This is a genomic window from Streptomyces sparsogenes, from assembly GCF_001704635.1.
In the GTDB taxonomy this organism is placed as follows: domain Bacteria; phylum Actinomycetota; class Actinomycetes; order Streptomycetales; family Streptomycetaceae; genus Streptomyces; species Streptomyces sparsogenes.
This window is the reverse complement of sequence record NZ_MAXF01000094.1, coordinates 32,269-54,594: the sequence shown is the minus strand read 5'-3', so window position 1 is coordinate 54,594 and position 22,326 is coordinate 32,269. Positions and strand designations below refer to the sequence as shown.

Genomic DNA, 22,326 nt, shown 5'->3' with positions numbered 1-22,326 from the left:
CCCCCGTCTGTGCGGTGTGTGGTCAGGTGCCAAGCTTCAGACCAACCCGCCCTGCCGTACAAGGGAATTGAGGCAGTCCTGAGGATCACTTCCGGAAGCCGATGTCCTGGTACCGGGGCGTGGCGAAGCCGAAGGCGCCCGCGTTGACCACCGTCTTCCGGGCCGCGACGAGCTGGGGGCGCTGGTAGAGCGGGATGGACCCGGCCGCCGCCCAGATGCGGGCGTCCGCGCGGCCGACCAGGGCCCGGGAGGAGCCGGCGTCCAGCTCGGCGATCGCCTGGTCGAAGAGGTGGTCGATCTGGTCCGTGCCGACCCGGGTGTAGTTCTGCTCGACGACCAGCGAGCCGTCGGCGGCGGGCTGTGGCTTGGCGTAGATCGGGCGGCCGTCGGTGGCGGGGTAGGCGCTGGCGGGCCAGGAGTAGAGGGCAAGGTCGTAGTTGCCGGAGGCGATGTGGTCCTTGAAGTAGCCGCTGCCGGAGACCTTGACGACCTTGGTGCGGACGCCGACCGCCTCCAGCATCCGCGCGATGCGGCCGCCGACCTTGTCCAGCGGGGCGGTGCCGGAGCCGCTCGGCACCACGAAGCGCAGTTCCAGCGGCCGGCCGTGCTTGCGGACGACGGCCGCCGCGGCGTGCCCGCTCCGCTCCGAGCGGCCCGCGTCGCCCTGCCCGGCGTCGCGGCGGCTCGCGTGACGTCCGCCGTCCCGGCCCTCGTCGTCCGTTCCGGCGCCGAGCGCCTTCTCCCGGTCCGAGGCGGTGCCGGGGCGCCAGCCCGCGTCCGCGAGCAGGGCCTGGGCGGCGTGGGTGTCCTTGCCGCCGATGGCGCCGCTGTGGTCCTTGTAGCCCTGCTGGCCGGCCATCAGCAGGTGGTTGCCGAGCGGCTTCGCGGGCAGGCCCAGGGGCCTCAGCACCAGCTCGGCGAGGGCCTTGCGGTCGATCGCGCGGGCCACGGCCCGGCGCACCCGCTCGTCGGCGAGCGGGCCCTTGGTGCCGTTCAGGGCGAGCTGGGTGTAGGCGGGCTCCAGGGCCTTGCGCACGGTGAACCTGCGCAGGGCCGCCGTCCTGGCCCGCACCTTCTCGGGGGCGTTCGCCTCCGCCCAGGCGCGCATCGCGTCGGCCGCGTCCCGGCCGCCCTGGGCCACCTGCTCCTGGTCCACCCGGTCCTGGCCTGCCTGGTCGCCGGCCGCCCGGTCCTGGCCCGACCGGTCCCCGGCCGCCCCGTGGCGGGCCGACGGCTCGGCCGCGGCCTGCTTCTTCGCCCCCTTCTTCCCCGGCGCCCGGCCCGCGGCCTCGATCCGCTCGGCCGTCGCCCGGTCGACCTCGGCCAGGTCGAGCTTGCCGGCCAGCAGGGCGGCGGCCCTCCGCTTGACCGGCACGGCCTTGAAGACCAGCTTGTCGAGCCGGGCCCGGTCGCCCCACCAGCGGGGATTGCGGACGAGCGTGACGCTCTTGGTGCCGCCGGTGGTGCGGCGCATCATGAACGGGCCGGCGCCGACCGCGAGCCCCCTGCGCCGCCCGTCGTTGAACGCGGCCGGGTCGCCCATCACGCTCTTCGGGTACAGCGGGGTGAACAGCGAGCGCCAGTCCGCGTACGGCTTGGCGAAGGTGACCTCGACCTCGTGCGCCCCGTCGCCGGGCTCCACCTTGGCGATGCGGTCGTATCCGGCGTTGCGCGCGGTCCAGTACGCGCCGTCCGTGCCGCGCAGCGCCTTCCACTGGGCGGTGAAGTCCTCGGCGCCGATCGGGCGCCCGTCGGTCCACACCGCCTTCGGGTTGAGCTTGTAGCGCACGACCTGCTTGGGCTCGCGGTCCACCACGTCGGCGGCCTCGAGGTAGTCGGGGTCGCGCTGCGGGCGACCCCGGCCGTCCAGGGTGAACAGCGACGGCAGGACGGCGCCCGCGATCCGCTGGGTGCCGCTGTCGGCGTTGGTCTGGAAGGCGTTGAACGTCCCGGGCGCGGCGTCCAGCGCCCAGCGCAGCGTCCCCCTGTCGGCCACCCGGTCGCGGGCGGCCGCGGCCACGTCCCGTCGTGCGGCGGCGGGCGAGCTGTCGTCACCGCTGGAACTGCACCCGCTCACCCAGGGCAGCGGCAGCAGCACTCCCGTGGCGAGCAGCGCGACGCGGCGGCGCTTGGCGATGGACATGGCACGTACCTCCGGGGTGGGCCTGCTCGGCCGGCCGGGCCGGGAGAGCCGGGATTGTGCATATTTGGCATATTGTGACGCTCATCGCATATACTCCTCACTCAAAGCGACGGTTCAGAAAACAGCACGCCGAGACGGCCATGGAGGGCAAAGGATCACCCGACCGGGTCAATCCGGGGGGCGCGCACCCCCGCGCGCGAGGGTGTGGGCGCGCCGGTGGCTCGGTGAATCGCGACAGATCCCTTCCCAACCGCGACTGTGACGCGCAACACTCGCTGTCGCATGAGCGTCGCCAACCGCAACCGCGGAAGTGAGGGCAAGCGATGTCCTTGAACGACGACTTGACGGCCGTCCAGCGCTGTCTCGACGACCTGGTCCGCTCCGTCCACCGGCTGGAGCAGTCGGTCGGCGCCGGCGGCCTGGAGATACGCCGCGTCCGTACCGACACGGACCACCTGCGCGAGAGCCTCGCCCTGCTGCGCGAGACGGCCCCCGGCGAGCGGGCCCGCCCCGAGATGGTGCTGGTCCCCGACGCCCCGTACAACAGTGCGCTGTGGTCGGACGTCGACGACGAGGGGCTCGGCGCGCGCGACCGCCACGCGCCCTGAGGCGCGCGCCCGCCCGGCGTTCTCGAGGCGCGCGCGACCGTCACGCGCCCTTGAGGCGCGCGCGAGCGCCCGGCGCCCTTCCGGCGCGCGCCGCCCCCACCCCACCCGCACACTCCACCACGGAGTTCACCTTGGCCACAGGCACCGACCCCCAGGCCCGTACGACCTCCGGACCAGACCCCGCCGCGCACGGCGTCCACGCGCCCTCACGCGCCGCCGTCCCCGCCCGCCATCTGCGGACCGACCGCTGGTGGCTCGCGCCCGCGGCCACCGCCGCCGGGCTGTTCGCGTTCGTCGTCTACTCGACCTGGCGGGCCTTCTCGGGGGCCGACTACTACGCCGAGCCGTACGTCTCGCCCTTCTACTCGCCGTGCGTCGCGCAGAACTGCGTGCCCATGAAGGGCGGCGCGAACTGGGAGATCTTCGGCGCGTGGTGGGGCCTGTCCCCCGCCCTGCTGATCCTGATCTTCCCGCTGGGCTTCCGGCTGACCTGCTACTACTACCGCAAGGCCTACTACCGGGGCTTCTGGGCCTCACCCCCGGCCTGCGCGGTGCCCGAGCCGCGCGCGAAGTACACCGGCGAGACCCGCTTCCCGCTGATCCTGCAGAACCTCCACCGCTACTTCTTCTACTTCGCGGTGATCGTCGCCGGGATCCTCACCTACGACACGGTGCTCGGCTTCCGCGACGAGAGCGGCCGGTGGGGCCACATGGGCCTCGGAACCCTGGTCCTGCTGATCAACATCGTGCTGATCTGGGCGTACACCCTCTCCTGCCACTCCTGCCGGCACATCGTCGGCGGCCGGCTCAAGCACTTCTCCCGGCACCCGGTGCGCTACCGGCTGTGGGGCTGGGTGAGCAGTCTCAACGCGCGCCACATGGCGCTGGCCTGGGCGTCGCTGGTCAGCGTCGCGCTGGCCGACTTCTACGTCTATCTGGTGGCGAGCGGCGCCTTCGACGATCCGCGCTTTTTCTAGGAGAGGTGCTCGAGGATGACGCAAGTCGAACGGCAGGCGTGGGACGTGGTCGTGGTCGGCGCCGGCGGCGCCGGGCTGCGGGCCGCGATCGAGGCGCGCGAGCAGGGCAAGCGCTGCGCCGTCATCTGCAAATCGCTCTTCGGCAAGGCCCACACCGTGATGGCCGAGGGCGGCATCGCCGCCAGCATGGGCAACGTCAACGAGGGCGACAACTGGCAGGTGCACTTCCGGGACACCATGCGCGGCGGGAAGTTCCTCAACCACTGGCGGATGGCCGAGCTGCACGCCCAGGAGGCCCCGGACCGGGTCTGGGAGCTGGAGACCTGGGGCGCGCTCTTCGACCGCACCCCCGACGGCAGGATCTCCCAGCGGAACTTCGGCGGCCACGAATATCCGCGCCTCGCCCATGTCGGGGACCGCACCGGCCTGGAGCTGATCCGCACCCTCCAGCAGAAGATCGTCGCCCTTCAGCAGGAGGACAAGGCCGAGTTCGGCGACTACGAGGCCCGGCTCAAGGTCTTCCAGGAGTACACCGTCACCCGCGTCATCAAGGACGAGGACGGGGAGCGGGTCGCCGGGGTCTTCGGCTACGAGCGCGAGTCCGGCCGCTTCTTCGTCATCGAGGCCCCCGCGGTGGTGCTGGCCACCGGCGGCATCGGCAAGTCCTTCAAGGTGACGTCCAACTCCTGGGAGTACACCGGCGACGGCCACGCGCTGGCCCTGCTGGCCGGGGCGCCGCTGGTCAACATGGAGTTCGTGCAGTTCCACCCGACCGGCATGGTCTGGCCGCCCTCCGTCAAGGGCATCCTGGTGACCGAGTCGGTGCGCGGCGACGGCGGGGTGCTGCGCAACAGCGACGGCAAGCGCTTCATGTTCGACTACATCCCGGACGTCTTCAAGGAGAAGTACGCCCAGACCGAGGACGAGGCCGACCGCTGGTACGAGGACCCGGACAACAACCGCCGCCCGCCCGAGCTGCTCCCCCGCGACGAGGTCGCCCGCGCCATCAACGCCGAGGTCAAGGCGGGCCGCGGCTCCCCGCACGGCGGGGTCTTCCTCGACGTCTCCACCCGGATGCCCGCCGAGGTGATCAAGCGGCGGCTGCCCTCCATGCACCACCAGTTCAAGGAGCTGGCGGACGTCGACATCACCGCCGAGCCCATGGAGGTGGGCCCCACCTGCCACTACGTGATGGGCGGGGTGGACGTCGACCCGGACACCACGGCCGCGGCCGGGGTGCCCGGGCTGTTCGCCGCGGGCGAGGTCGCCGGTGGCATGCACGGCTCCAACCGGCTCGGCGGCAACTCCCTGTCCGACCTGCTGGTCTTCGGCCGCCGCGCGGGCCTGTACGCGGCCCGGTACGCGGAGGAGGCCGCCGGCGCGGGGCGGCGGCCGGCGCCGGACGACGCCCAGGTCGACCTGGCGGCGGCCGAGGCGCTGCGCCCGTTCAGCGCGGAGGGCGGCGACCCGGGCCTGGCCGCCGGGCCGGCCGAGAACCCGTACACCCTCCACCAGGAGCTCCAGCAGACCATGAACGACCTGGTGGGCATCATCAGGCGGGCCGGGGAGATGGAGGAGGCGCTGCAGCGCCTGGCCAACCTGCGGGCGCGGGCGCGGCGCGCCGGGGTCGAGGGGCACCGGCAGTTCAATCCCGGCTGGCACCTGGCGATCGACCTGCGCAACATGCTGCTGGTCAGCGAGTGCGTGGCACGCGCCGCGCTGGAGCGGACCGAGAGCCGCGGCGGGCACACCCGCGACGACTATCCGGAGATGGACCGCGAGTGGCGGCCGGTCAACCTGGTGTGCCGGCTCGCCGACCCCTCGGGCGGCCTGGCGGCGCCGGACGCGCGGCAGGGGCAGATCCGGCTGGAGCGCCACCGGACCCCGCCCATCCGGCCCGATCTGCTCGGCCTGTTCGAGAAGGACGAGCTGGCGAAGTACCTGACGGACGAGGAGCTGACCCAATGACCGCGTACGAGGCCCACTTCAGGGTGTGGCGGGGCGATGTGGAAGGCGGCGGCCTGAAGGACTTCCACGTCGAGGTCAACGAGGGGGAGGTCGTTCTGGACATCGTCCACCGGATCCAGGCGACCCAGGCACCGGATCTGGCGGTCCGCTGGAACTGCAAGGCGGGCAAGTGCGGCTCCTGCAGCGCCGAGATCAACGGGCGGCCCCGGCTGCTGTGCATGACGCGGATGTCGGTTTTCGGCCGGGACGAGACGATCACCATCACGCCGCTGCGCGCCTTCCCGGTCGTCCGGGACCTGGTGACGGACGTGTCGTTCAACTACGAGAAGGCGCGCGAGGTGCCGGCCTTCGTGCCGCCCGAGGGCCTGGGGCCGGGCGAGTACCGGATGTGGCAGGAGGACGTGGGGCGGCCGCAGGAGTTCCGCAAGTGCATCGAGTGCTTCCTGTGCCAGGACACCTGCCACGTGGTGCGTGACTTCGAGGAGAACAAGCAGGCCTTCGCCGGGCCCCGGTTCCTGATGCGGGTCGCCGAGCTGGACATGCACCCGCTGGACGCGGCGGGCGAGGCCGGGATCGACCGCAAGCGCACCGCCCAGGAGGAGCACGGGCTCGGGTACTGCAACATCACCAAGTGCTGCACCGAGGTCTGCCCGGAGGGAATCAAGATCACGGACAATGCGCTGATCCCGCTCAAGGAGCGGGCGGTGGACCGCAAGTACGACCCGCTGGTCTGGCTGGGCAACAAGATCCGGCGCCGCCCGTCCTGACCCCGCCCGCCCCTCACCACATGCTCAGCAGGGCCTCCACGGAGTCCGGGCCCGAGGAGCTCCCGTCGGGCAGCGGCAGCTCGAACCAGACCGTCTTGCCATGAGGGGTGCGCCGGCTGCCCCAGCCGGCGCTGAGCAGGCCGACCAGCTGGAGCCCGCGCCCGCCCTCGTCGGTGTCGCGGGCGCGGCGGCGGCGGGGCTGGACCAGACCGCCGTCCCAGACCTCGCAGACCAGGGTGCGGTCCAGCAGCAGCCGCAGCCGGATCTCGCCCTCGCCGTACCGCAGCGCGTTGGTGACCAGCTCGCTGACCAGCAGCTCGGTGGTGTCGGCCAGCTCGTCCATGCCCCAGGACTCCAGCTGCGCGCGGGCCAGCTCGCGGGCGCGGCCGACGGACTTGGGCTCGCTGGGCAGCTGCCAGTCGCCGACCGAGTCGGCCGACAGGCCCTGCACCCGGGCCATCAGCAGGGCGATGTCGTCCTCGCCGTGGTGGGTGTCGAGGGTGCTCAGCACGTGGTCGCAGACGTCCTCCAGCGAGCCCGCCACGGCCTTGCGCCCGGCGGCCCCGGCAGGGGTGTCGGGGGTGTCGGCGGTCTCCTGGGGGTCGAGGGCGGCGCGCAGGGCCTGCAGGCCCTCGTCGAGCGTGTGGTCGCGGGATTCGACCAGGCCGTCGGTGTAGAGGGCGAGCAGCGCGCCGTCGGGCAGCTCGACCTCGATCTCCTCGAACGGCTCGCCGCCGACGCCGAGCGGCATCCCGGGCGGGACCTCCATCAGCAGGGCGGGCTCGCCCGGTTCCACGAGGACGGGCGGCGGGTGTCCGGCGTTGGCGAAGGTACATCGCCGGGTGACCGGGTCGTAGACGGCGTACACGCAGGTCGCGAGGTACACCTCGGACAGGTCGGAGGAGCCGTCGGCGGCCTTGCCGCCGCGGGCCAGGGCGCGCGAGCCCGCCCGCCCCCCGCCGTGCGAGCCGCCGGGCGCGCCGAGCCCGCTGGCGATCTCGTCGAGCGCGGAGAGCACCTCGGCGGGCTCCAGGTCGAGCAGCGCCAGGGTGCGTACGGCGGTGCGCAGCTCGCCCATCGCGACGGCGGCCCGCAGGCCGCGGCCCATCACGTCGCCGACCACCAGGGCCGTGCGGTGGCCGGGCAGCTCGATGACGTCGAACCAGTCGCCGCCCACCTCGGTCGCGGCGTTGCCCGGCAGATAGCGGCAGGCGATGTCGAGTCCGGCGGCCTCGGGGTCGCCGGGCGGCAGCAGGCTGCGCTGGAGTATCAGCGCGCGCTCGTGCTCCCTGCGGTAGAGGCGGGCGTTGTCGATGGAGACGGCGGCGCGGGCGGCGAGTTCCACCGCGAGGGCGGTGTCCCGCTCGCCGAAGGGCTCGCTGCCCTTGGTGCGGGAGAACTGGGCGAGGCCGACCACCGTGTCGCGGGCGACCATCGGCACCACGAGCGTGGACTGCAGCATCGTGCTGCCCAGTTCCAGGCTCTCGCCGCCGCCCGGGCCGGGGACGACGCGGGCCCGTGCGGTGCGCAGGGCCACGGCGCAGGAGGAGTTGAAGGGGTAGCGGTGCACCTCGCCGACCTGGATGGGCTTGGTGGCGCCGCCGGTGTCGTCGTCGCCCCCGGCCCGGTAGCTGTCGCCGAAGGCGACCGGGCCGTCCGAGACGGCGCTGGCGAAGGCCACCCGGCGCAACTCGGCGCTGCCGTCGGCCAGTCCGGGCGGGGTCTCGTCGCCGGAGAGCAGCCCCTGGTAGAGGTCGACGGAGGCCAGGTCGCAGAACTGCGGCACGGCCACGTCCAGCAGCTCGCGGGCGGTGGTCTCCAGGTCGAGGGAGGTGCCTATTCGGGCCCCGGCCTCGTTGAGCAGCGCCAGGTTGCGGCGTACCCCGGCGGCCTCCTGCTCGGCGCGGCGGCGGCCGGTGACATCGGTGGCGAGGCCGGCGACGCCGATGGGCCGGCCGGAGCCGCTGTGCAGCCGGTACAGCGAGACGGACCAGCGGCGCCGCTCGGGGTTGCCGGGCACGGTGCCCACGATGGGCATGTCGGTCAGGGCCTGCCCGCTGTCGAGGACCTGGCGCAGGGCGGCGGCGAGCCGGTCGGCCTCGCCGCGCGGGAGCAGGTCGTACGCGGAGGCGCCGCGGTACGTCTCGGCGGGGCGGCCGAAGACCGTCGCAAACCGCTCGTTGACGCGCAGCATGCGGAGATCCGTACCGAAGAGAAAGAAACCGAGCGGAGATTGACCGAAAACGGCCTGCGACGCGGCAAGGTCGGTCTCCAGTCCGCGCAGGGCCGTGACATCGACGGCGATGCACAGGGCGGAGCGCTCGCCGTGCTCGGTCTCGGACGGCATCACGTAGACCTCGGCGATCCCATGGCCGTGCGGCGCCTGGGGGTTGTGGTAGGGGACGAGCCCCGTCCACTCCCTGCCGTCGAGGATGTCGGCGACCCTGCGGCGGCTGGCCTCGCGCAGCTCGGGCGGTACGAACGCCTCCACCGGGTCCCTGCCGATGGCCTGTTCGGCGGTGAGGCCGAGGAGTTCGGTGGCGCGCCGGCTCCACTGCGCGATCCGGCCGTCGGGCCCCAGCGAGAACGAGGCGACCCGGATGTAGTCATAGATCGAGCCGGGGGAGCTGCTCTGCCACACCGGGGGCGTCGAAGGCAGGGAGGATCCGGACAACACGAGCGAAGTAGACATTGACGACACCTGCGAACCAACCGCCTCCTCGGGCATATCCGCCCTTGCTGGCTTCTCGCTCATGCGCCCGTCCCCTCCGGCTCAGGTGCTCCGACCGGCTCCCAGATAGCGAGTATCCAGCACCTCGGCCATCCGGAGTACGGTCTTCACGATCACAGCACTATCTCAGCCCGCGTTCAGGTCCCGTCCTGGCTTTTTGACAAGCGCTCAAGATCAGTGCTCCCCCACACTCCTAACCGGGCAGAGCCAGCTCGAACCACACCGTTTTCCCGGCGCCGTCACGCCGGGCACCCCAGCGCAGGGCGCTGCGGGCGACCAACTGGAGACCGCGGCCGCCCTCGTCCTCCGGCGCGGCCACCCGCTCGCGCGGCGGGTCGGCGAGCGGGTCGGAGACCTCGACCAGCAGGACCGGCTCGGCCGCGGCGCGTTCGCGGCGGGCGTACATACGGACGCCGATCGGGCCGCTGGCGTGCCGCAGCGCGTTGGTCACCAACTCGCTCACCAGCAGCACCGTCACATCGCACAGCGGGGCCAGGCCCCAGTCGTCCAGCGCCTGGCGCACCTGGGAGCGGACCACCCGGACGGCGCCGGGCTCGGCGGGGAGGACCCACTCGGCGACACCGGGCCCCCCGGGCCGGAAGCCGGCCGCTCCCGCACTGTCCGTCACGCCGATCACTTCCCCCGACATGTCGAAGCCCCGCCGGAATGTATGGATTCAGGGAGGTTAATCAGTACATACCCGATATCCGGGTGGGAGTACCGCCCACCATCGCAAAGCCGTGGTCAGGGCTTTCCCGAGCGGCGGCTTTGCGGGCGCGGTTTCGTCAGGCGCGTCTCGAGGCGGGCGCGGTTTCGTTCCCGCGCGGCTCAAGACGGGCGCGTCTCGAGGCGGGCGCGGGCGTCCCGGGCGCGGGCCGGTACCGGCCCTTGGCGGAGGCTAGGGTCTTTCGTTTGGATCAGGCCGGATCAGGGAGCGGGGTCTGGTGCCGGGCATCGCAAGGCGGAGGAGGGCGTCATGGCGGAGCCATGGCAACCGACGACAACGCCGCGCCGCGCGGTGCCAGGGCCCGCGAGCCCGGCCTGATCCAAACGAGAGGCCCTAAGCGCCCAGCAGCCGCCGTACCGCTTCGGCCACCGCCGGACGGTCCTCGTCCAGCCAGTCGACCTCGTCCACGCGGTCCGGCGGGAGCCAGCGCAGCTCGTCGTGGTCCTCCAGCGGGCGCGGCTCGCCCGAGCGCAGCTCGGCGGTCCACACCTGGAGGACGTATCCGGGCTTCAGGACCCACTCTCCGGGCAGCCGCTCCAGCGGCCGCACCTCGACGCCCAGCTCCTCGCGCAGCTCCCGCACGAGGGTCTGCTCGGGCGTCTCCCCCGGCTCGGCCTTGCCGCCCGGCAGCTCCCAGCGGCCGGCAAGCTCGGGCGGGGCGCTGCGCCGCGCGGCCAGCAGCCGCCCTTGGTCGAACACCGCTCCGCCCACCACCACGCGCACCGTCATGCGCCGCACCCTACGGGAGTGCCCCGGGGTGCGACGCGGGAGATCGGCGCGGGCGACGGAAGGGGGACGGGGCCGGGCCCGCCCGGCGGGTCCGGCGGGTCCGGCTGGGGTCAGCGGCTCTGGCGGGAGGCCGCGGTCCGCTCGACGACGTAGAGCTGCTCCTTGCTCTGCGAGTCGAGCCGGTCGGCCACTTCCTGGGCCTCGGTCTTGGTGGCGTAACGGCCGACGCGATAGCGGTTGCCGTTGTCGTCCTGGCGGATGACGAGCCATGGCAGGACGGCATTGCTGTCACTCATCGGTCCGCCCCCTCCAATCCGGCGCGCCCCCGCGCACGCCTCCGTGACTCCGGTAAGGAATTCCCGATCCGCATATGCCCGAGCCTACGCCCAACCTTCACGCACCGGATACGGCTTCTCACAACGAGGCACTCATCCGGCCACGCCGCCGGTCATCGGCGGTGTGGCCGGTCGAGGTGTTGCCCCGCCATAGGCGTCCGCCATAGGCGGCACCTCGTCCGGCCCGCACCGTCTCAGACGCCCGCGGCGGTCTTCTCGCGCCGGTCGTCGTCCGCCTCGCCCGCGGCGGCCTCGGCCGCGGCGTCGGCGGCCAGCTCCTGCTCGGCCTGCACCAGGCTCGGGTTGCGCCAGGCGCTGCTCACGCCCCAGGCGTAGAAGGCCAGGCCGATCGCGGCCACGATCACGATGTCCCAGCCCTCGGGCAGGTAGCCGCGGCCGCCGTAGTCCTTGCCGCCGGCCCACGAGACCATCGCCATGACCAGCAGGTAGGTCACCATCCAGGCGCCCGCCAGCAGGTGCGGCTTCAGCTCGGCCCACGGCTTGCGCAGCTCGTACCAGGCCCAGATCGGCAGGCCGATCGCCATGATGAAGATGACCTTGCCGGTCAGCGGCCAGCGGGCCCAGTACAGGACGAGCGAACCGAAGACCATCGCGATCGGCGCGATGATCGGCATGGCGCGCAGCTTCACCGGACGCGGCAGGTTCGGGGAGAGGCGGCGCAGCGACATCACGGCCACCGGGCCGGTGATGTACGAGATGACGGTCGCGACGGAGACGATCTCGGCGAGCGAGCCCCAGCCGCGGAAGACGGCGAGGAACGCGAAGGCGATCACCAGGTTGAGCAGCAGCGCGGGGCGCGGGATGCCGGTCTTGGGGTCGACCTTGCCGAAGATCTTCGGCAGGTGGCCGTTCTCCTGCACGCCGTGGATCATGCGGGAGGTGGTGGCCGCGTAGATCATGCCGGTGCCGGACGGGGAGATGAAGGCGTCCGCGTACAGCAGCAGCGCCAGCCAGTTCAGGCCCCAGGCGGTGGCCAGGTCGGCGAGCGGGGAGTTGAAGGACAGGCTCGACCAGCCACCGTGCGACAGGTCGGCGGCCGGGACCGCGCCCAGGAAGGCGACCTGCAGGGCGACGTAGATCACCAGCGAGATGATGATGGAGCTGATGACGGCCTTGGGCAGGGACTTGCCGGGGTTGCGCGCCTCACCCGCCATGTTGAGCGGCGACTGGAAGCCGTTGTACGCCCAGACGATGCCGGAGACCGCGACGGCGGTGAAGACCGAGCTCCAGCCGTTGGGGGTGAAGCCGCCGTTGCCGCTGATGTTGCCGGTGTCGAAGTGGGCCAGCAGCAGGGCGCCGGCGGTCAGCGTGGGGACGACCACCTTGAAGACGGTGATCGCGGTGTTGGTCTTCGCGAAGAGGGTGATCGCGAACCAGTTGAGGAAGAAGTAGAAGACCAGCAGGACGGAGGCGAGGACGACGCCGGTGCCGGTCAGCTCCTTCCCGTCGTACAGATGCTTCGCCCAGTCGAAGTCCCAGGAGCTCATGTACTGGATGGAGGCGGTGGCCTCACCCGGGATCACGGAGACGATGGCGATCCAGTTGGCCCAGGCGGCCAGATAGCCGGCGAGCGAGCCGTGCGAGTACTGCCCGTACCGGACCATGCCGCCGGCCTTGGGGAACATCGAGCCGAGCTCGGAGTACGTCAGGGCGATGGTCAGCGCGACCGCGGCACCGATCACCCAGGCGAGAATGGCCGCGGGACCGGCCAGCGACGCGGCCCGCTCGGCACCGAAGAGCCAACCGGAGCCGATGATGGAACCGAGGCCGACCGCGGTGAGCGACACCGTCCCGAGCGACCTTTTGTAATGCGAGTGGGAACCTTGTTCAGTGCTCAACGTCCCTGACACTCCCTTCGTCCCCGATAGCTGTACCTGATGCAAACGCGCGTCATCGTACAAGCGAATTGAAGGGGTACCTCGCGGGTTTGAGCTGAGTTTGAGGTCCGGTTCTCGCGATCACCCTTTGGACCACATCAGCGCAGGTCAATCACTGGTAAAATCCACGAGAAGCAGGCATCGAGGATGCTCACCGGGCCCTTCGCGGAATCTTTACCGACCGGGCACGGGATTCATTAATCCCGTCCGCAATCGCAGGTAACCCAAGGGGGAAGCCGCGGCTCTTCCTCAACGTTCGTGCACAGATACCGCGAATGGGCCCGGATGGTCGGGTGACGCGAGTTGAGTCCGATGTGCCGCTTTCCATGCAGCAGCCACGGACCTCAAATCTACCTCAATTTCCCCTCAGCTCAAATTCAGCTCAAATCCATGAGGCATTACCGGAGTTGAGGGCGAAACGATCTACGGGCGCCGATCGGGGCACTGCCCCGCCCCGGCGAGAGCGGCGGTCAGCGCACCGGAAGGTGGTAAGCGATGCGGTACCGCTCGGCCAGCACCACCACGTCGGCCGTCTCGACGGGGCGGCCGCCCGCGAAATACGTGCGCGAGATGACGAGCACGAAGTGGCCCGGCACCCCGCCCAGCGTCAGCACCTCCTCGGCCCGGCCGGGCCGCGCGGAGACTTCCTCCGTCACGTTGTCCACCACGAGATCGATGGCGGCCATCCGCTCCACCACACCGCGCCCGGCCAGCGGGCCCTCCTCGGGGAGCATCACCGGAGAGCGGCCGGTGACGGCGAGCGGCTCCCAGGAGGTGGAGATCATCACCGCGTCCCCCGCCGCCCGGAACACATAACGGGTGCGCATGACGCGCTCGCCGGGCCGGATGCCCAGCCGCTCGGCGATCTCGCGGCCGGCCTCGTCCTGCTCGCTGCCGGACTCCCAGGTGCCGATGATCCGGTCGTCGGCCTGCTCCTGGCGGAACGGGCTGGAGGCGCCGCCGACGCGATAGCCGGTGCGCACCAGGCGGCGCGGGACGGGGCGCGCCCGGACATAGGTGCCCGAGCCGGAGCGGCCCTCGACCAGGCCCTCGGCCATCAGTACCTTGCGCGCCTCGAGGGCGACGGTGTCGGAGACCCCGTACTCCTCGCGGATCCTGGCCTGGGAGGGGAGGCGGGTGTGCGGTGGCAGCTCGCCGGTGGTGATCTTCTTCCGGAGGTCGTCGGCGACTCGGAGGTATGCGGGCTGGTCACCAAAGGCCACGTGCGCTCCCCGTGGTTGACAGTCGGCAACAGCTTCGCAACCGAGTGTTGTCGTGCGCAACTGAAGGCCAGAGCTTCACCAGAAGTGGTGAACTGCAGCTCAGGGACGTTTACTTCGACAACAGCGCATAAGGCGGGTATCAATGGCGATCAACGCCGGGACAATCCCGTCGCATTGCCGTGCACAGCCGTGCACGCGCCGTTCGCCCACCGCTCAGCACCGCTCATCGCCGTGCATCCGCCGGTCCCCGAGGAGCCCGCCCTGCGCACCCGTCCCTCTCCGCGGCCGCTGTCCGCCGCCCTCGCCCTGCTGCTGTGCGCCGCCGCCTGCACCAGTGGAGGGGGATCCCACGACGACTCCGACGGGGTCCCCGGCGCGCGGCCCGGCGCCGCCGGCGTCGGCGACCGGCTCTTCCCCGGGCTCGGCAACGGCGGCTATGACGTGACCCGGTACCGCCTCACCCTCGGCTACTCCCCCGACTCCCACCGCCTCGAGGGCACCGCCGAACTCACCGCCCGCACCACCCGCGCCCTGTCCTCCCTCAACCTGGACCTCGCCGGACTGCGGGTGCGCGGGGCCACGGTCGACGGCGAGCCCGCCAGGACCGCTCGCACCGGTACGGAGCTGACGCTCACCCCCGCCGCCGCCCTCCCCAAGGGCCGCACCTTCAAGGCCACGATCGTCTACGACGGCCGGCCCAGGACCATCTCCGACCCGGACGGCTCGGAAGAGGGATGGATCGAGACCGAGGACGGCGCCGTGGGCCTCGGCGAGCCCACCGGCTCCATGGCCTGGTTCCCGGGCAATCACCACCCGTCCGACAAGGCCGCGTACGACATCACCATCACGGTCCCGCGGGGCTACACCGCCGTGTCCAACGGCGAGTTGGCCGACCGCGCCGAGCACGGCGACCGCACCACCTTCCACTGGCGCACCGCCGAACCCATGGCGAGCTATCTGGCCACCGTCGCCATCGACGACTTCGACATCCACACCACGACCACCGACGGCACCCTCCCCCAGTACGTCGCCGTCGACCCCGGACTCGCCGACCGGGCCGCCGATCTTCCCGACCAGGTCACCGAGGTCATCGACTGGGAGACCCGGACCTTCGGCCGCTATCCCTTCTCCTCCACCGGCGCGATCGTCGCCGACCTGCCCGACCTCGGCTACGCCCTGGAGACCCAGACCAAGCCCGTCTTCCCGTCGCCGCCGGGCGAGGCGCTGCTGGTGCACGAACTCGCCCACCAGTGGTTCGGCGACTCCGTCACGCCCCGGGCCTGGAAGGACATGTGGCTCAACGAGGGGTTCGCCACCTACGCCGAGTGGCTGTGGGAGGAGGACCACGACGGCCGCACCGCCCAGGAGATCTTCGACGACTTCTACGACGGCACGGACGACGAGAGCGAAGGCATCTGGGCCTTCCCGCCCGCCTCCCCGCCCAGCGCCGGCCGGGTCTCCGACCCGCCGGTCTACGGGCGCGGGGCGATGGTGCTGCACCAGGTGCGCGAGGCCGTCGGCGACAAGACCTTCTTCGCCATCCTGCGCGCCTGGACCCGCGACCACCGCCACGGCAACGCCGACACCCGGCAGTTCATCGCGCTGTGCGAGAAGAAGTCGGGCCAGGACCTCCGGGACCTGTTCGACGTGTGGCTGTACGGCGACGGCAAGCCGGCCTCGGCCACCTCGCCCCCTCGGTGACGCGGCCCCGGCCCGCGGGGCGGGGGTGAACCCGTCGCGATCTCGTGGCCCGGCCCGCGCCGGGTCGCTACGGTTGTCCCATGACCGCTCTGCCCGACTGGATGCGCCCGCCGCGCGAGGAAGGCTGGCTCGCGGAGGACCTGGACCACCTCCCCGAGGCACCCCGTCATACCGAGCTGATCGATGGAGCCCTCGTCTTCAGGATGTCGCCGCAGCGGTCCTGGCACGGCCGCCTCGTCACCGCACTCACGACAGCCCTCATGGCGCAGGCCCCAGCCGGTATAGAGGTCGAACGCGAAATGACGATTCGCCTCGACGAGCGCAACCGGCCGGAACCCGATCTCTTGGTGACCTCCGTCCCATTCGACCCCGACCGCACCTGGTACTCGTCGGACGAGGTCATGCTCGTCATCGAGGTCGTCTCCCCTGAATCGGCGCACCGCGACCGCACGGTCAAGCTCCGCAAGTACGCGGAGGCCGGGATCCCGCACTACTGGTGCATCGAGGACGAAGAGGGCTCGCCTGTCGTCCACGTCTATGAGCTGGACGAACCGACCGGCGCCTACGCGCCCGCCGGAATCTTCCGGGACGCCCTCCGGCGGCCGGTGCCGTTCGAGATCAGCCTGGACCTGGAGAAGCTCACCCCTCCCCGGCGCGGGTGATCCGGAGGCTTCCGCATCCTGAATCCGACCGGCCCCCAACGACACGTCATCAGCTAGAGTGAACGAGTGCCCAGCGGGCACCCATACTGGCTGTATCGACCGCAGAGGGGAGGCTGGACGTGAGCGGTGCCGAGTCGGCTGCGCCGACGACCCTCGCGGAGAAGCTCGACACGCTGTTCCGCGTCGTGCGGCGGCCCAATCGTGAGCAGTTCAGCCATGAGGAGGTCGCCCGGGCGTGCCGGGAGGCCACCGGGGAGAGCTTCTCCGCCACGTACATGTGGCAGTTGCGGACGGGCCGCCGGGACAATCCCACCAAGCGGCACCTGGAAGCGCTCGCCCAGTTCTTCGACGTCCCGGTCGCGTACTTCTTCGACGACGACCAGGGGGCGGCCATCGCCAAGGAGCTGGAGCTGCTGGGGGCCCTGCGGGACGCCGGGGTCCGGAGCGTGGCGCTGCGGGCGGTGAACCTGTCGCCCGAGGGCGTGAACACGATCAGCGACATGATCGATGTCCTGGCCCGGCGGGAAAGCGCGGCCGGCGGCGGTGAGCAGAGGCGTACGCCGGCGGACGGCGAGCGCTCCGGCGGCTGACCCGGACGGACACGTCGCACGGGGCCGGGGTCGCACGGGGACCACGGGCACACGGGACCACGGGGGAAGGAGCAGCGCGTGCGCAGCGGCCGGAGCGACAAGCCCCTGTGGCAACGATGTCGGCGTCTGGTGGACGGCCTGGACCTGCCGACCCCGTTCGCCATGGACGAGTTCATCGGAAGGCTGGCGCGCACCAGGGGCCGGCCGATCGACCTCATGCCGGTCGCGGCGCGGCCGCACCTTCCGTGCGGGCTGCTCGTCACCACCGACCGCGCCGACCGCATCCTCTATCCCGCGGACACCACGCCCCTGCACCAGCAGCACATCCAGCTGCACGAGGTCGCCCACCTGTTATGCGGTCACCATGAGACCTCCCCCGCGGCGTCCTCCGCCGCCACGGTCCTGCTGCCGCACCTCCCGGCCTCTCTGGTGCAGCGGGTTCTGGGGCGCACCGTCTATACGGAGCCACAGGAGGAAGAGGCCGAACTCGTCGCGTCCCTGATCCTCCACCGCGCGGCGGAGCTCGACCGGGCGGACGCGGCCCGACGGGCCTCGACCGGGCCGGAAGAGGCCCGGCTGCGCTCCCTGTTCGGCTCGCCCGAGCAGCGGGTCCCGGGCCGGCGGGTCGCCCGGCGGCGCTCATGGCGAGCCTGACCGCGTCCCTCGCCGCCCTGGTCTTCCTGGTGTTCGCGGTGCACCGGCTGGTGATCACCCGCGGGGGGAGGGCCGAGCCGGCCCAGCGCGACGTGGCCGGGTTCGCGCTGTGCGTGGGAACGGCGATGCTGCTCAACGCCCCGGTGGTGCTGGACGCGCTGGATCACCTCGTCCCCTCCCCCGCCACCGAACTCCTCGTGACGTACGAGCTGAAGGCCGCCGCCGCCACCTTCCTCTCGCTGGTCGCGCTCGCCCTCGGACCGCCGGGGTCCGGCTCCGCGCCGGTGCGGCGACGCCGCCGGATCCGCGCCGCCGTCGCCGTCCAGGCGGCGGCGCTGGTGCTGTTCTTCACCGCCGGAGTCGCCGAGGAAGGCGCCTCGGCCGTGGCCGCGCCCGGCCGGGGGTGGGCCCTCGCCGCGTACAACGTCCTCTTCGCCGGCTACATCTGCTGGTGTCTGCATGTCCTCGCGCGAGCCCTGTTCCGGCACACGCGTCGCACTCCCCCGGGCCCGCTGCGCATGGGCCTGAGACTGGCCGCGCTGGCCACGGCCACGGGGGTGGTGTGGGCGCTGTGGGCCCTGGACGACGCCGCCGCCAATGTCGCCGCCGGGCGGCAGGACATGGGCGAGGACCTCCTCTCCACGACCCTCGGCATGGTCACGGCCGTGCTGGCCGCCGCCGGTGCCACCGCCACCCTGTGGGGCGACCGGGTCGCCCGCCCCCTGCGCCGGCTGCGCGCCCGCCGCGCCCACAAGAGGCTGGAACCGCTGTGGTCGGCGCTCTACGCCGAACTGCCCGAGATCGCGCTGGATCCGCGCGCCGCGCGCCGGTCCCCCGGGCTGCGCCAGGCGGAGTTCGCCCTGTACCGCAGGGTCATCGAGATCCGGGACGGCAGCCTGGCGCTGCGGCCCTACCAGCAGCCGGAGGCGCCCACCTGGGCCGGGGAGGCGCTGGGTCGCGCCGGCCCGGCGACGGCCGCCGGCAACCCGGAAGCAGCCCTGACAGCGGCCGTCGTCGAAGCGGCCGTCATCGCCGCGGCGCTGGAGAACAAACGGGCCGGCCGGCCGCGCGGAGGGACACCTGGCCCAGGCCGCCGGACACCGGCGGAGCGCCTGGAGACCACCGAGGACGAGGCGGCCTGGCTGGTCCGGGTCACTCACGCGTTCACCCGTTCCCCCGTGGTCGGCGAGGTCCGGGACCGCACCCGCGACCAGGCCGCGGCGGCGGCCGGCACCGCCGGTCAGCCCTGAGGCATCGCCCGGGTGACGGTCGTGGTGCAGTCCATGAACACGCTCAGATGGCTGTTGCCGGTCGTGATGGTCATGGTCGTGGGCAGCGCGTCCGCGACCTCGGTGTCCGCCGGCTCCAGGGCCTGGAGGGCCAGAACTCCGCTCATAACCGCCTCCTTGAGGGCTCGTCAGGTGAAGGTGAAGGTTCGCCGGCGATATTAGCTCAGATGAATGAGATCGAGAAGCACATTCACATCAGTTGACACCCGGGGTGCCGTTCGCCATCGTGTGGTGCGTCAACCGGTGCGAGAAGAGCGGGCCCGCCCACTTCGCCGTACTGGACGGTCTCGCGTACGCGGCCCCTGGAGAGACGGATGAGGAAACCGTACGGATTCACTGTCGCCGACCCGGACTTCTACGCACCGCTGGAGAGCGCCCCCGCGCTCGGCAGGCTGTTCCGTCCGAGCCGTGTCCCGGACGGGTGGACATCCGACCGGACGGGCGTGTGGACCATGTGGCGGCCCCAGGACGCGGTGCTCGCCGAGTGCGGCTGGAAGGTGCACGTCTCGGCCCGGCCCGACCGCCTCGACCAGGTGCTCGACCTCGCCACCGGCGTCCTCTTCGAGCAGGGCGTCCCCTTCAAGCACCTCGCCGCGGAGCTGTTCTACCAGTGGACGCACCACAAACACGCGGCCCGTCCGCAGAGCGGCAAGTTCATCGCCGCCTATCCCCCGGACGTGGCCGCGTCCCGCAAGCTGATGGAGGCCCTGAGCGAGGCGCTGAAGGACGAGGAGGGCCCGTACGTCCTCAGCGACCGGCGGTTCGGCGAGTCCCGCACGGTCCACTACCGCTACGGGGCCTACCGGAGGCTGGAACGGCTCAAGCCGGACGGCACGGCCCTGCCGCTGGTCCGTGACGGCCACGGGAACCTGGTCGAGGACCGGCGCGGGGTGGCGTTCCACCTGCCGGCCGGCATCCAGGACCCGTTCGAGGAGTCCGCCCCCGCTCCCGGCGGCGAGCTGTCCTTCGGCGGGTACACCTTCGAGGCCGTGCTGCGGCCCAGCAACGGCGGAGGCGCGTACCGGGGCCGGGAGAACAGCACCGGCCGCAGCGTGTTCATCAAGGAGGCACGGCAGCACACCGGTGTCAGCGCGGGCGACATCACCGCGACCGAACGGCTGCGGGCCGAGTGGGAGACGCTGAAGGCCCTGCACGCCGCCGCCCCGGGGCTCGCCCCCGAGCCGATCGCCTACTTCCGGGAATGGGAACACGAATTCCTGGTCACCGAGTTCATCGAGGGCCGCAACCTGAACGGGTGGACCGTCGCCCACAACCCCTGCATCAGAACGGCGCCGACGCCCCAGGACTTCGCCGACTACTTCGCGCGATGCGAGCGGATCGTCGCGGAGACGGAAGAGGCCCTCGCCAGGCTGCACGCCCTCGGCTTCGTCTTCGTCGACGTCAGCCCCGGCAATGTGATGGCCACGGACGACGGTGGGATCCGGCTGATCGACTTCGAGGCGGCCGCGCGGACCGGCGCCGACTTCACGCCCATGGGCACACCGGGCTTCAGCCCCCCGCACGACCTGGTGGGCGGGGACCCGGAGCGCTACGACCACTACGGACTGTGCGCGATCGCCCAGTTCCTGGTCTTCCCCCTGAACCTGGTCGTCCAGCGCAACCCCGACACGCTGACGCACCTGCGCCACGGCATCGAGAACACCGCGCCGGTACCGGACTCCCTGTGGTCGCGCGCCACCCGCTACCACCCGCCGCGCGAGACCCCACCGCTGCCCGCGCCCGAAGAGGTGGAGAGCGACCCCCTCGCGCATCTGGCCGCCCTGCGGGACGCCACCGCGGACGCCCTGGTGGCGATGGCCGATCCGGACCACGCGGAGCGGGTGTTCCCCACCGTCCCGGAAGGCTATCTGTCCAACACCCTGTGCCTGGCCTACGGCACCGCCGGTGTCCTGCACGCGCTGTCCCGGGCCGGACGGCCGCTCCCCGAGGGGGCGCTGGAACGGCTGCGGCGCGACGCCCTTTCCGCCGCGCCGACCCTGCCGCCCGGGCTGCACATGGGCCTGTCGGGCATCGCCTGGGTCCTCGCGGACCACGGGCTGCTCCAGGAGGCGGCCGACCTGCTCGCCACGGCCGACCTCCATCCCCTCACCACGCGGACCGCCACCCTCGCCGGAGGCGGCGCCGGTGTCGCCCTGGCCCATCTCGCCCTGTACGGCCGCACCGGCGACGAACACCACCTCGACCGGGCCCGGGCCCTCACCGCCGCGCTGCCGCCCGACAGCGAGCTGGCCGCCCACCTCGGCCCCGACGACGCGGTCGGACTGCTGCACGGCCGCAGCGGCATCGCCCTGCTGCTCCAGCAGCTCGCCCGGGTCACCGGGGACCGCGGCCCGCTCACCCGTGGCGTACGGCTGCTCCACGCGGAACTCGACCGCGCCTCCGACCCGGCGGCCCCCGACCTGTCCTTCCCGGTCTCCGAGACGGACCGCCGCGCGATGCCCTACCTGTACAGCGGCAGCGCCGGAGTCACCTTCGCGGTGTCCCGCTACACCGCCGCCGTGGACGACGAACGGCTGGCCGCCGCCCTGCCGCGGCTGCTCGCCCGGCTCGACTCGCGGTTCACCGCGATGCCCGGGCTGTACCAGGGGCTGTCGGGCCTCGGCCTGGCCCTGACCGAGCACGCCCGCCTCACCGGCGACGCCGAGGCGCGGCGGGCGGCGCTGCGGGTCGCGCGGGCGCTGTACGCCCACGCCGTGCCGCACCCGGACGGGGTGCGCTTCCTGGGCGACCAGACCTTCCGGTACAGCGCCGAACTCTGGAGCGGTTCGTCAGGGGTGCTGCTCTTCCTCAGCCAACTGCTCGACCCCGCCCCCGATCCGTTCTTCACCGTGGACGCGATCGCCGCACGGTCCTGAGAGGCCCCACGAGTTCCCGGCCGCGTCCGTCGGCCGGGTGTCACCGGCACATCCCATCAGTGAGAAGGAGACCGACCATGCCGCAGATCCTGGAACTGCAGGAGCTCGAGAACAGCCACGGGCCCGACGAGGACGGCGTCGAGGAGTGGAGCACGCTCAGCGGGGTCTGCCAGAGCGACTTCAGCGCCGTCTGCTAGCAGCACCGGCGACGAGAGCGTCACGCCACCAGCGGGGAGGTGCCCGGGCGCCGGGCACCTCCCCGCCCGGCCAAGGAGTCCGGCCTTGCACCAGATTCTGAAACTGCAGGAACTCGCGTCCGAGGTGACGAGCGAGGAGGAGGGGGTGGTGGAGGTCAGCACCCCCAGCGTGCTCCTCTGCATCCCGCCCTCGATCTTCACCCACTAGCAAGCCCGGTCCACCCGGCAGCACGACGAGCGGGGCCCGTGCG

The 22,326-nt window shown here is 72.1% G+C and carries 19 protein-coding genes; 11 read left to right on the top strand and 8 right to left on the bottom strand.

Annotated features, from left to right (window positions below; genetic code table 11):
* Window positions 1–85: 85 nt before the first annotated feature.
* Window positions 86–2,143 carry an ABC transporter family substrate-binding protein gene (locus tag BBH68_RS18970; RefSeq protein ID WP_065964026.1) on the bottom strand — a complete coding sequence of 686 codons (2,058 nt, stop codon included), beginning with the start codon at window positions 2,141–2,143 and terminating at the stop codon, window positions 86–88.
* Window positions 2,144–2,466: 323 nt separating this feature from the next.
* Here BBH68_RS18970 and BBH68_RS18965 point away from each other — a divergent pair, with 323 nt between their 5' ends.
* From BBH68_RS18965 to BBH68_RS18950, 4 genes are all read left to right on the top strand, one after another.
* A complete protein-coding gene (locus tag BBH68_RS18965) occupies window positions 2,467–2,751 on the top strand; it encodes a hypothetical protein (RefSeq protein ID WP_065964025.1) in 285 nt (94 codons plus the stop codon).
* Window positions 2,752–2,882: 131 nt separating this feature from the next.
* Window positions 2,883–3,728 (top strand): hypothetical protein, encoded by an 846-nt coding sequence (locus tag BBH68_RS18960; RefSeq protein ID WP_065964023.1) that lies wholly within the window; start codon window positions 2,883–2,885, stop codon window positions 3,726–3,728.
* A gap of 15 nt (window positions 3,729–3,743) precedes the next feature.
* The gene (locus BBH68_RS18955) at window positions 3,744–5,696 is read left to right on the top strand and encodes a fumarate reductase/succinate dehydrogenase flavoprotein subunit (RefSeq protein ID WP_065964022.1); all 1,953 of its coding nucleotides are present in this window, start codon (window positions 3,744–3,746) and stop codon (window positions 5,694–5,696) included.
* Window positions 5,693–6,463: a succinate dehydrogenase/fumarate reductase iron-sulfur subunit gene (locus tag BBH68_RS18950; protein WP_065964019.1), complete on the top strand. Its 771-nt coding sequence runs from the start codon at window positions 5,693–5,695 to the stop codon at window positions 6,461–6,463. Before BBH68_RS18955 ends, BBH68_RS18950 begins: the two co-directional genes overlap by 4 nt.
* Before the next feature lie 13 nt (window positions 6,464–6,476).
* Here the strand turns inward: BBH68_RS18950 and BBH68_RS18945 are convergent, their stop codons facing one another.
* From BBH68_RS18945 to BBH68_RS18920, 6 genes are all read right to left on the bottom strand, one after another.
* Window positions 6,477–9,218: a SpoIIE family protein phosphatase gene (locus BBH68_RS18945; protein WP_065964017.1), complete on the bottom strand. Its 2,742-nt coding sequence runs from the start codon at window positions 9,216–9,218 to the stop codon at window positions 6,477–6,479.
* A 169-nt stretch (window positions 9,219–9,387) separates the two neighbouring features.
* Window positions 9,388–9,831 carry an ATP-binding protein gene (locus tag BBH68_RS18940; RefSeq protein ID WP_065964082.1) on the bottom strand — a complete coding sequence of 148 codons (444 nt, stop codon included), beginning with the start codon at window positions 9,829–9,831 and terminating at the stop codon, window positions 9,388–9,390.
* A gap of 423 nt (window positions 9,832–10,254) precedes the next feature.
* Window positions 10,255–10,650 (bottom strand): (deoxy)nucleoside triphosphate pyrophosphohydrolase, encoded by a 396-nt coding sequence (locus BBH68_RS18935; protein ID WP_065964015.1) that lies wholly within the window; start codon window positions 10,648–10,650, stop codon window positions 10,255–10,257.
* A 110-nt stretch (window positions 10,651–10,760) separates the two neighbouring features.
* Window positions 10,761–10,946, bottom strand: coding sequence for an SPOR domain-containing protein (locus BBH68_RS18930; RefSeq protein WP_065964012.1), 186 nt, complete (start codon window positions 10,944–10,946; stop codon window positions 10,761–10,763).
* A 233-nt stretch (window positions 10,947–11,179) separates the two neighbouring features.
* Window positions 11,180–12,844 carry an APC family permease gene (locus tag BBH68_RS18925; RefSeq protein WP_065964011.1) on the bottom strand — a complete coding sequence of 555 codons (1,665 nt, stop codon included), beginning with the start codon at window positions 12,842–12,844 and terminating at the stop codon, window positions 11,180–11,182.
* A gap of 509 nt (window positions 12,845–13,353) precedes the next feature.
* Window positions 13,354–14,106 (bottom strand): GntR family transcriptional regulator, encoded by a 753-nt coding sequence (locus BBH68_RS18920; RefSeq protein ID WP_065964009.1) that lies wholly within the window; start codon window positions 14,104–14,106, stop codon window positions 13,354–13,356.
* 261 nt (window positions 14,107–14,367) lie between these two features.
* Here BBH68_RS18920 and BBH68_RS18915 point away from each other — a divergent pair, with 261 nt between their 5' ends.
* The 5 genes from BBH68_RS18915 (at window position 14,368) to BBH68_RS18895 (ending at window position 18,963) form a co-directional block, all read left to right on the top strand.
* Entirely contained in the window at window positions 14,368–15,807 is a 1,440-nt protein-coding gene (locus tag BBH68_RS18915) for a M1 family metallopeptidase (RefSeq protein ID WP_065964080.1), read from the top strand.
* Window positions 15,808–15,887: 80 nt separating this feature from the next.
* Entirely contained in the window at window positions 15,888–16,469 is a 582-nt protein-coding gene (locus BBH68_RS18910; protein ID WP_065964008.1) for a Uma2 family endonuclease, read from the top strand.
* A gap of 119 nt (window positions 16,470–16,588) precedes the next feature.
* Window positions 16,589–17,059, top strand: a complete 471-nt coding sequence (locus tag BBH68_RS18905; RefSeq protein WP_065964006.1) for a helix-turn-helix domain-containing protein — start codon at window positions 16,589–16,591, stop codon at window positions 17,057–17,059.
* Between the two features lie 78 nt (window positions 17,060–17,137).
* Window positions 17,138–17,713 (top strand): ParH-like protein, encoded by a 576-nt coding sequence (locus BBH68_RS18900; protein ID WP_065964005.1) that lies wholly within the window; start codon window positions 17,138–17,140, stop codon window positions 17,711–17,713.
* The gene (locus BBH68_RS18895; RefSeq protein WP_065964004.1) at window positions 17,701–18,963 is read left to right on the top strand and encodes an MAB_1171c family putative transporter; all 1,263 of its coding nucleotides are present in this window, start codon (window positions 17,701–17,703) and stop codon (window positions 18,961–18,963) included. The genes BBH68_RS18900 and BBH68_RS18895 overlap by 13 nt, the downstream gene beginning before the upstream one ends.
* Here the strand turns inward: BBH68_RS18895 and BBH68_RS42000 are convergent.
* On the bottom strand, window positions 18,954–19,109 hold the full coding sequence (locus tag BBH68_RS42000; RefSeq protein WP_158080302.1) for a hypothetical protein: 156 nt from the start codon (window positions 19,107–19,109) through the stop codon (window positions 18,954–18,956). The two genes, BBH68_RS18895 and BBH68_RS42000, sit on opposite strands and share 10 nt — an antisense overlap.
* Window positions 19,110–19,316: 207 nt before the next feature.
* On the opposite strand from BBH68_RS42000, the gene lanKC reads away from it, so the two are divergent.
* Window positions 19,317–21,878, top strand: coding sequence for a class III lanthionine synthetase LanKC (gene lanKC / locus BBH68_RS18890; protein ID WP_065963996.1), 2,562 nt, complete (start codon window positions 19,317–19,319; stop codon window positions 21,876–21,878).
* A gap of 282 nt (window positions 21,879–22,160) precedes the next feature.
* Entirely contained in the window at window positions 22,161–22,283 is a 123-nt protein-coding gene (locus tag BBH68_RS44045; RefSeq protein WP_281182485.1) for a hypothetical protein, read from the top strand.
* Window positions 22,284–22,326 lie beyond the last annotated feature (43 nt).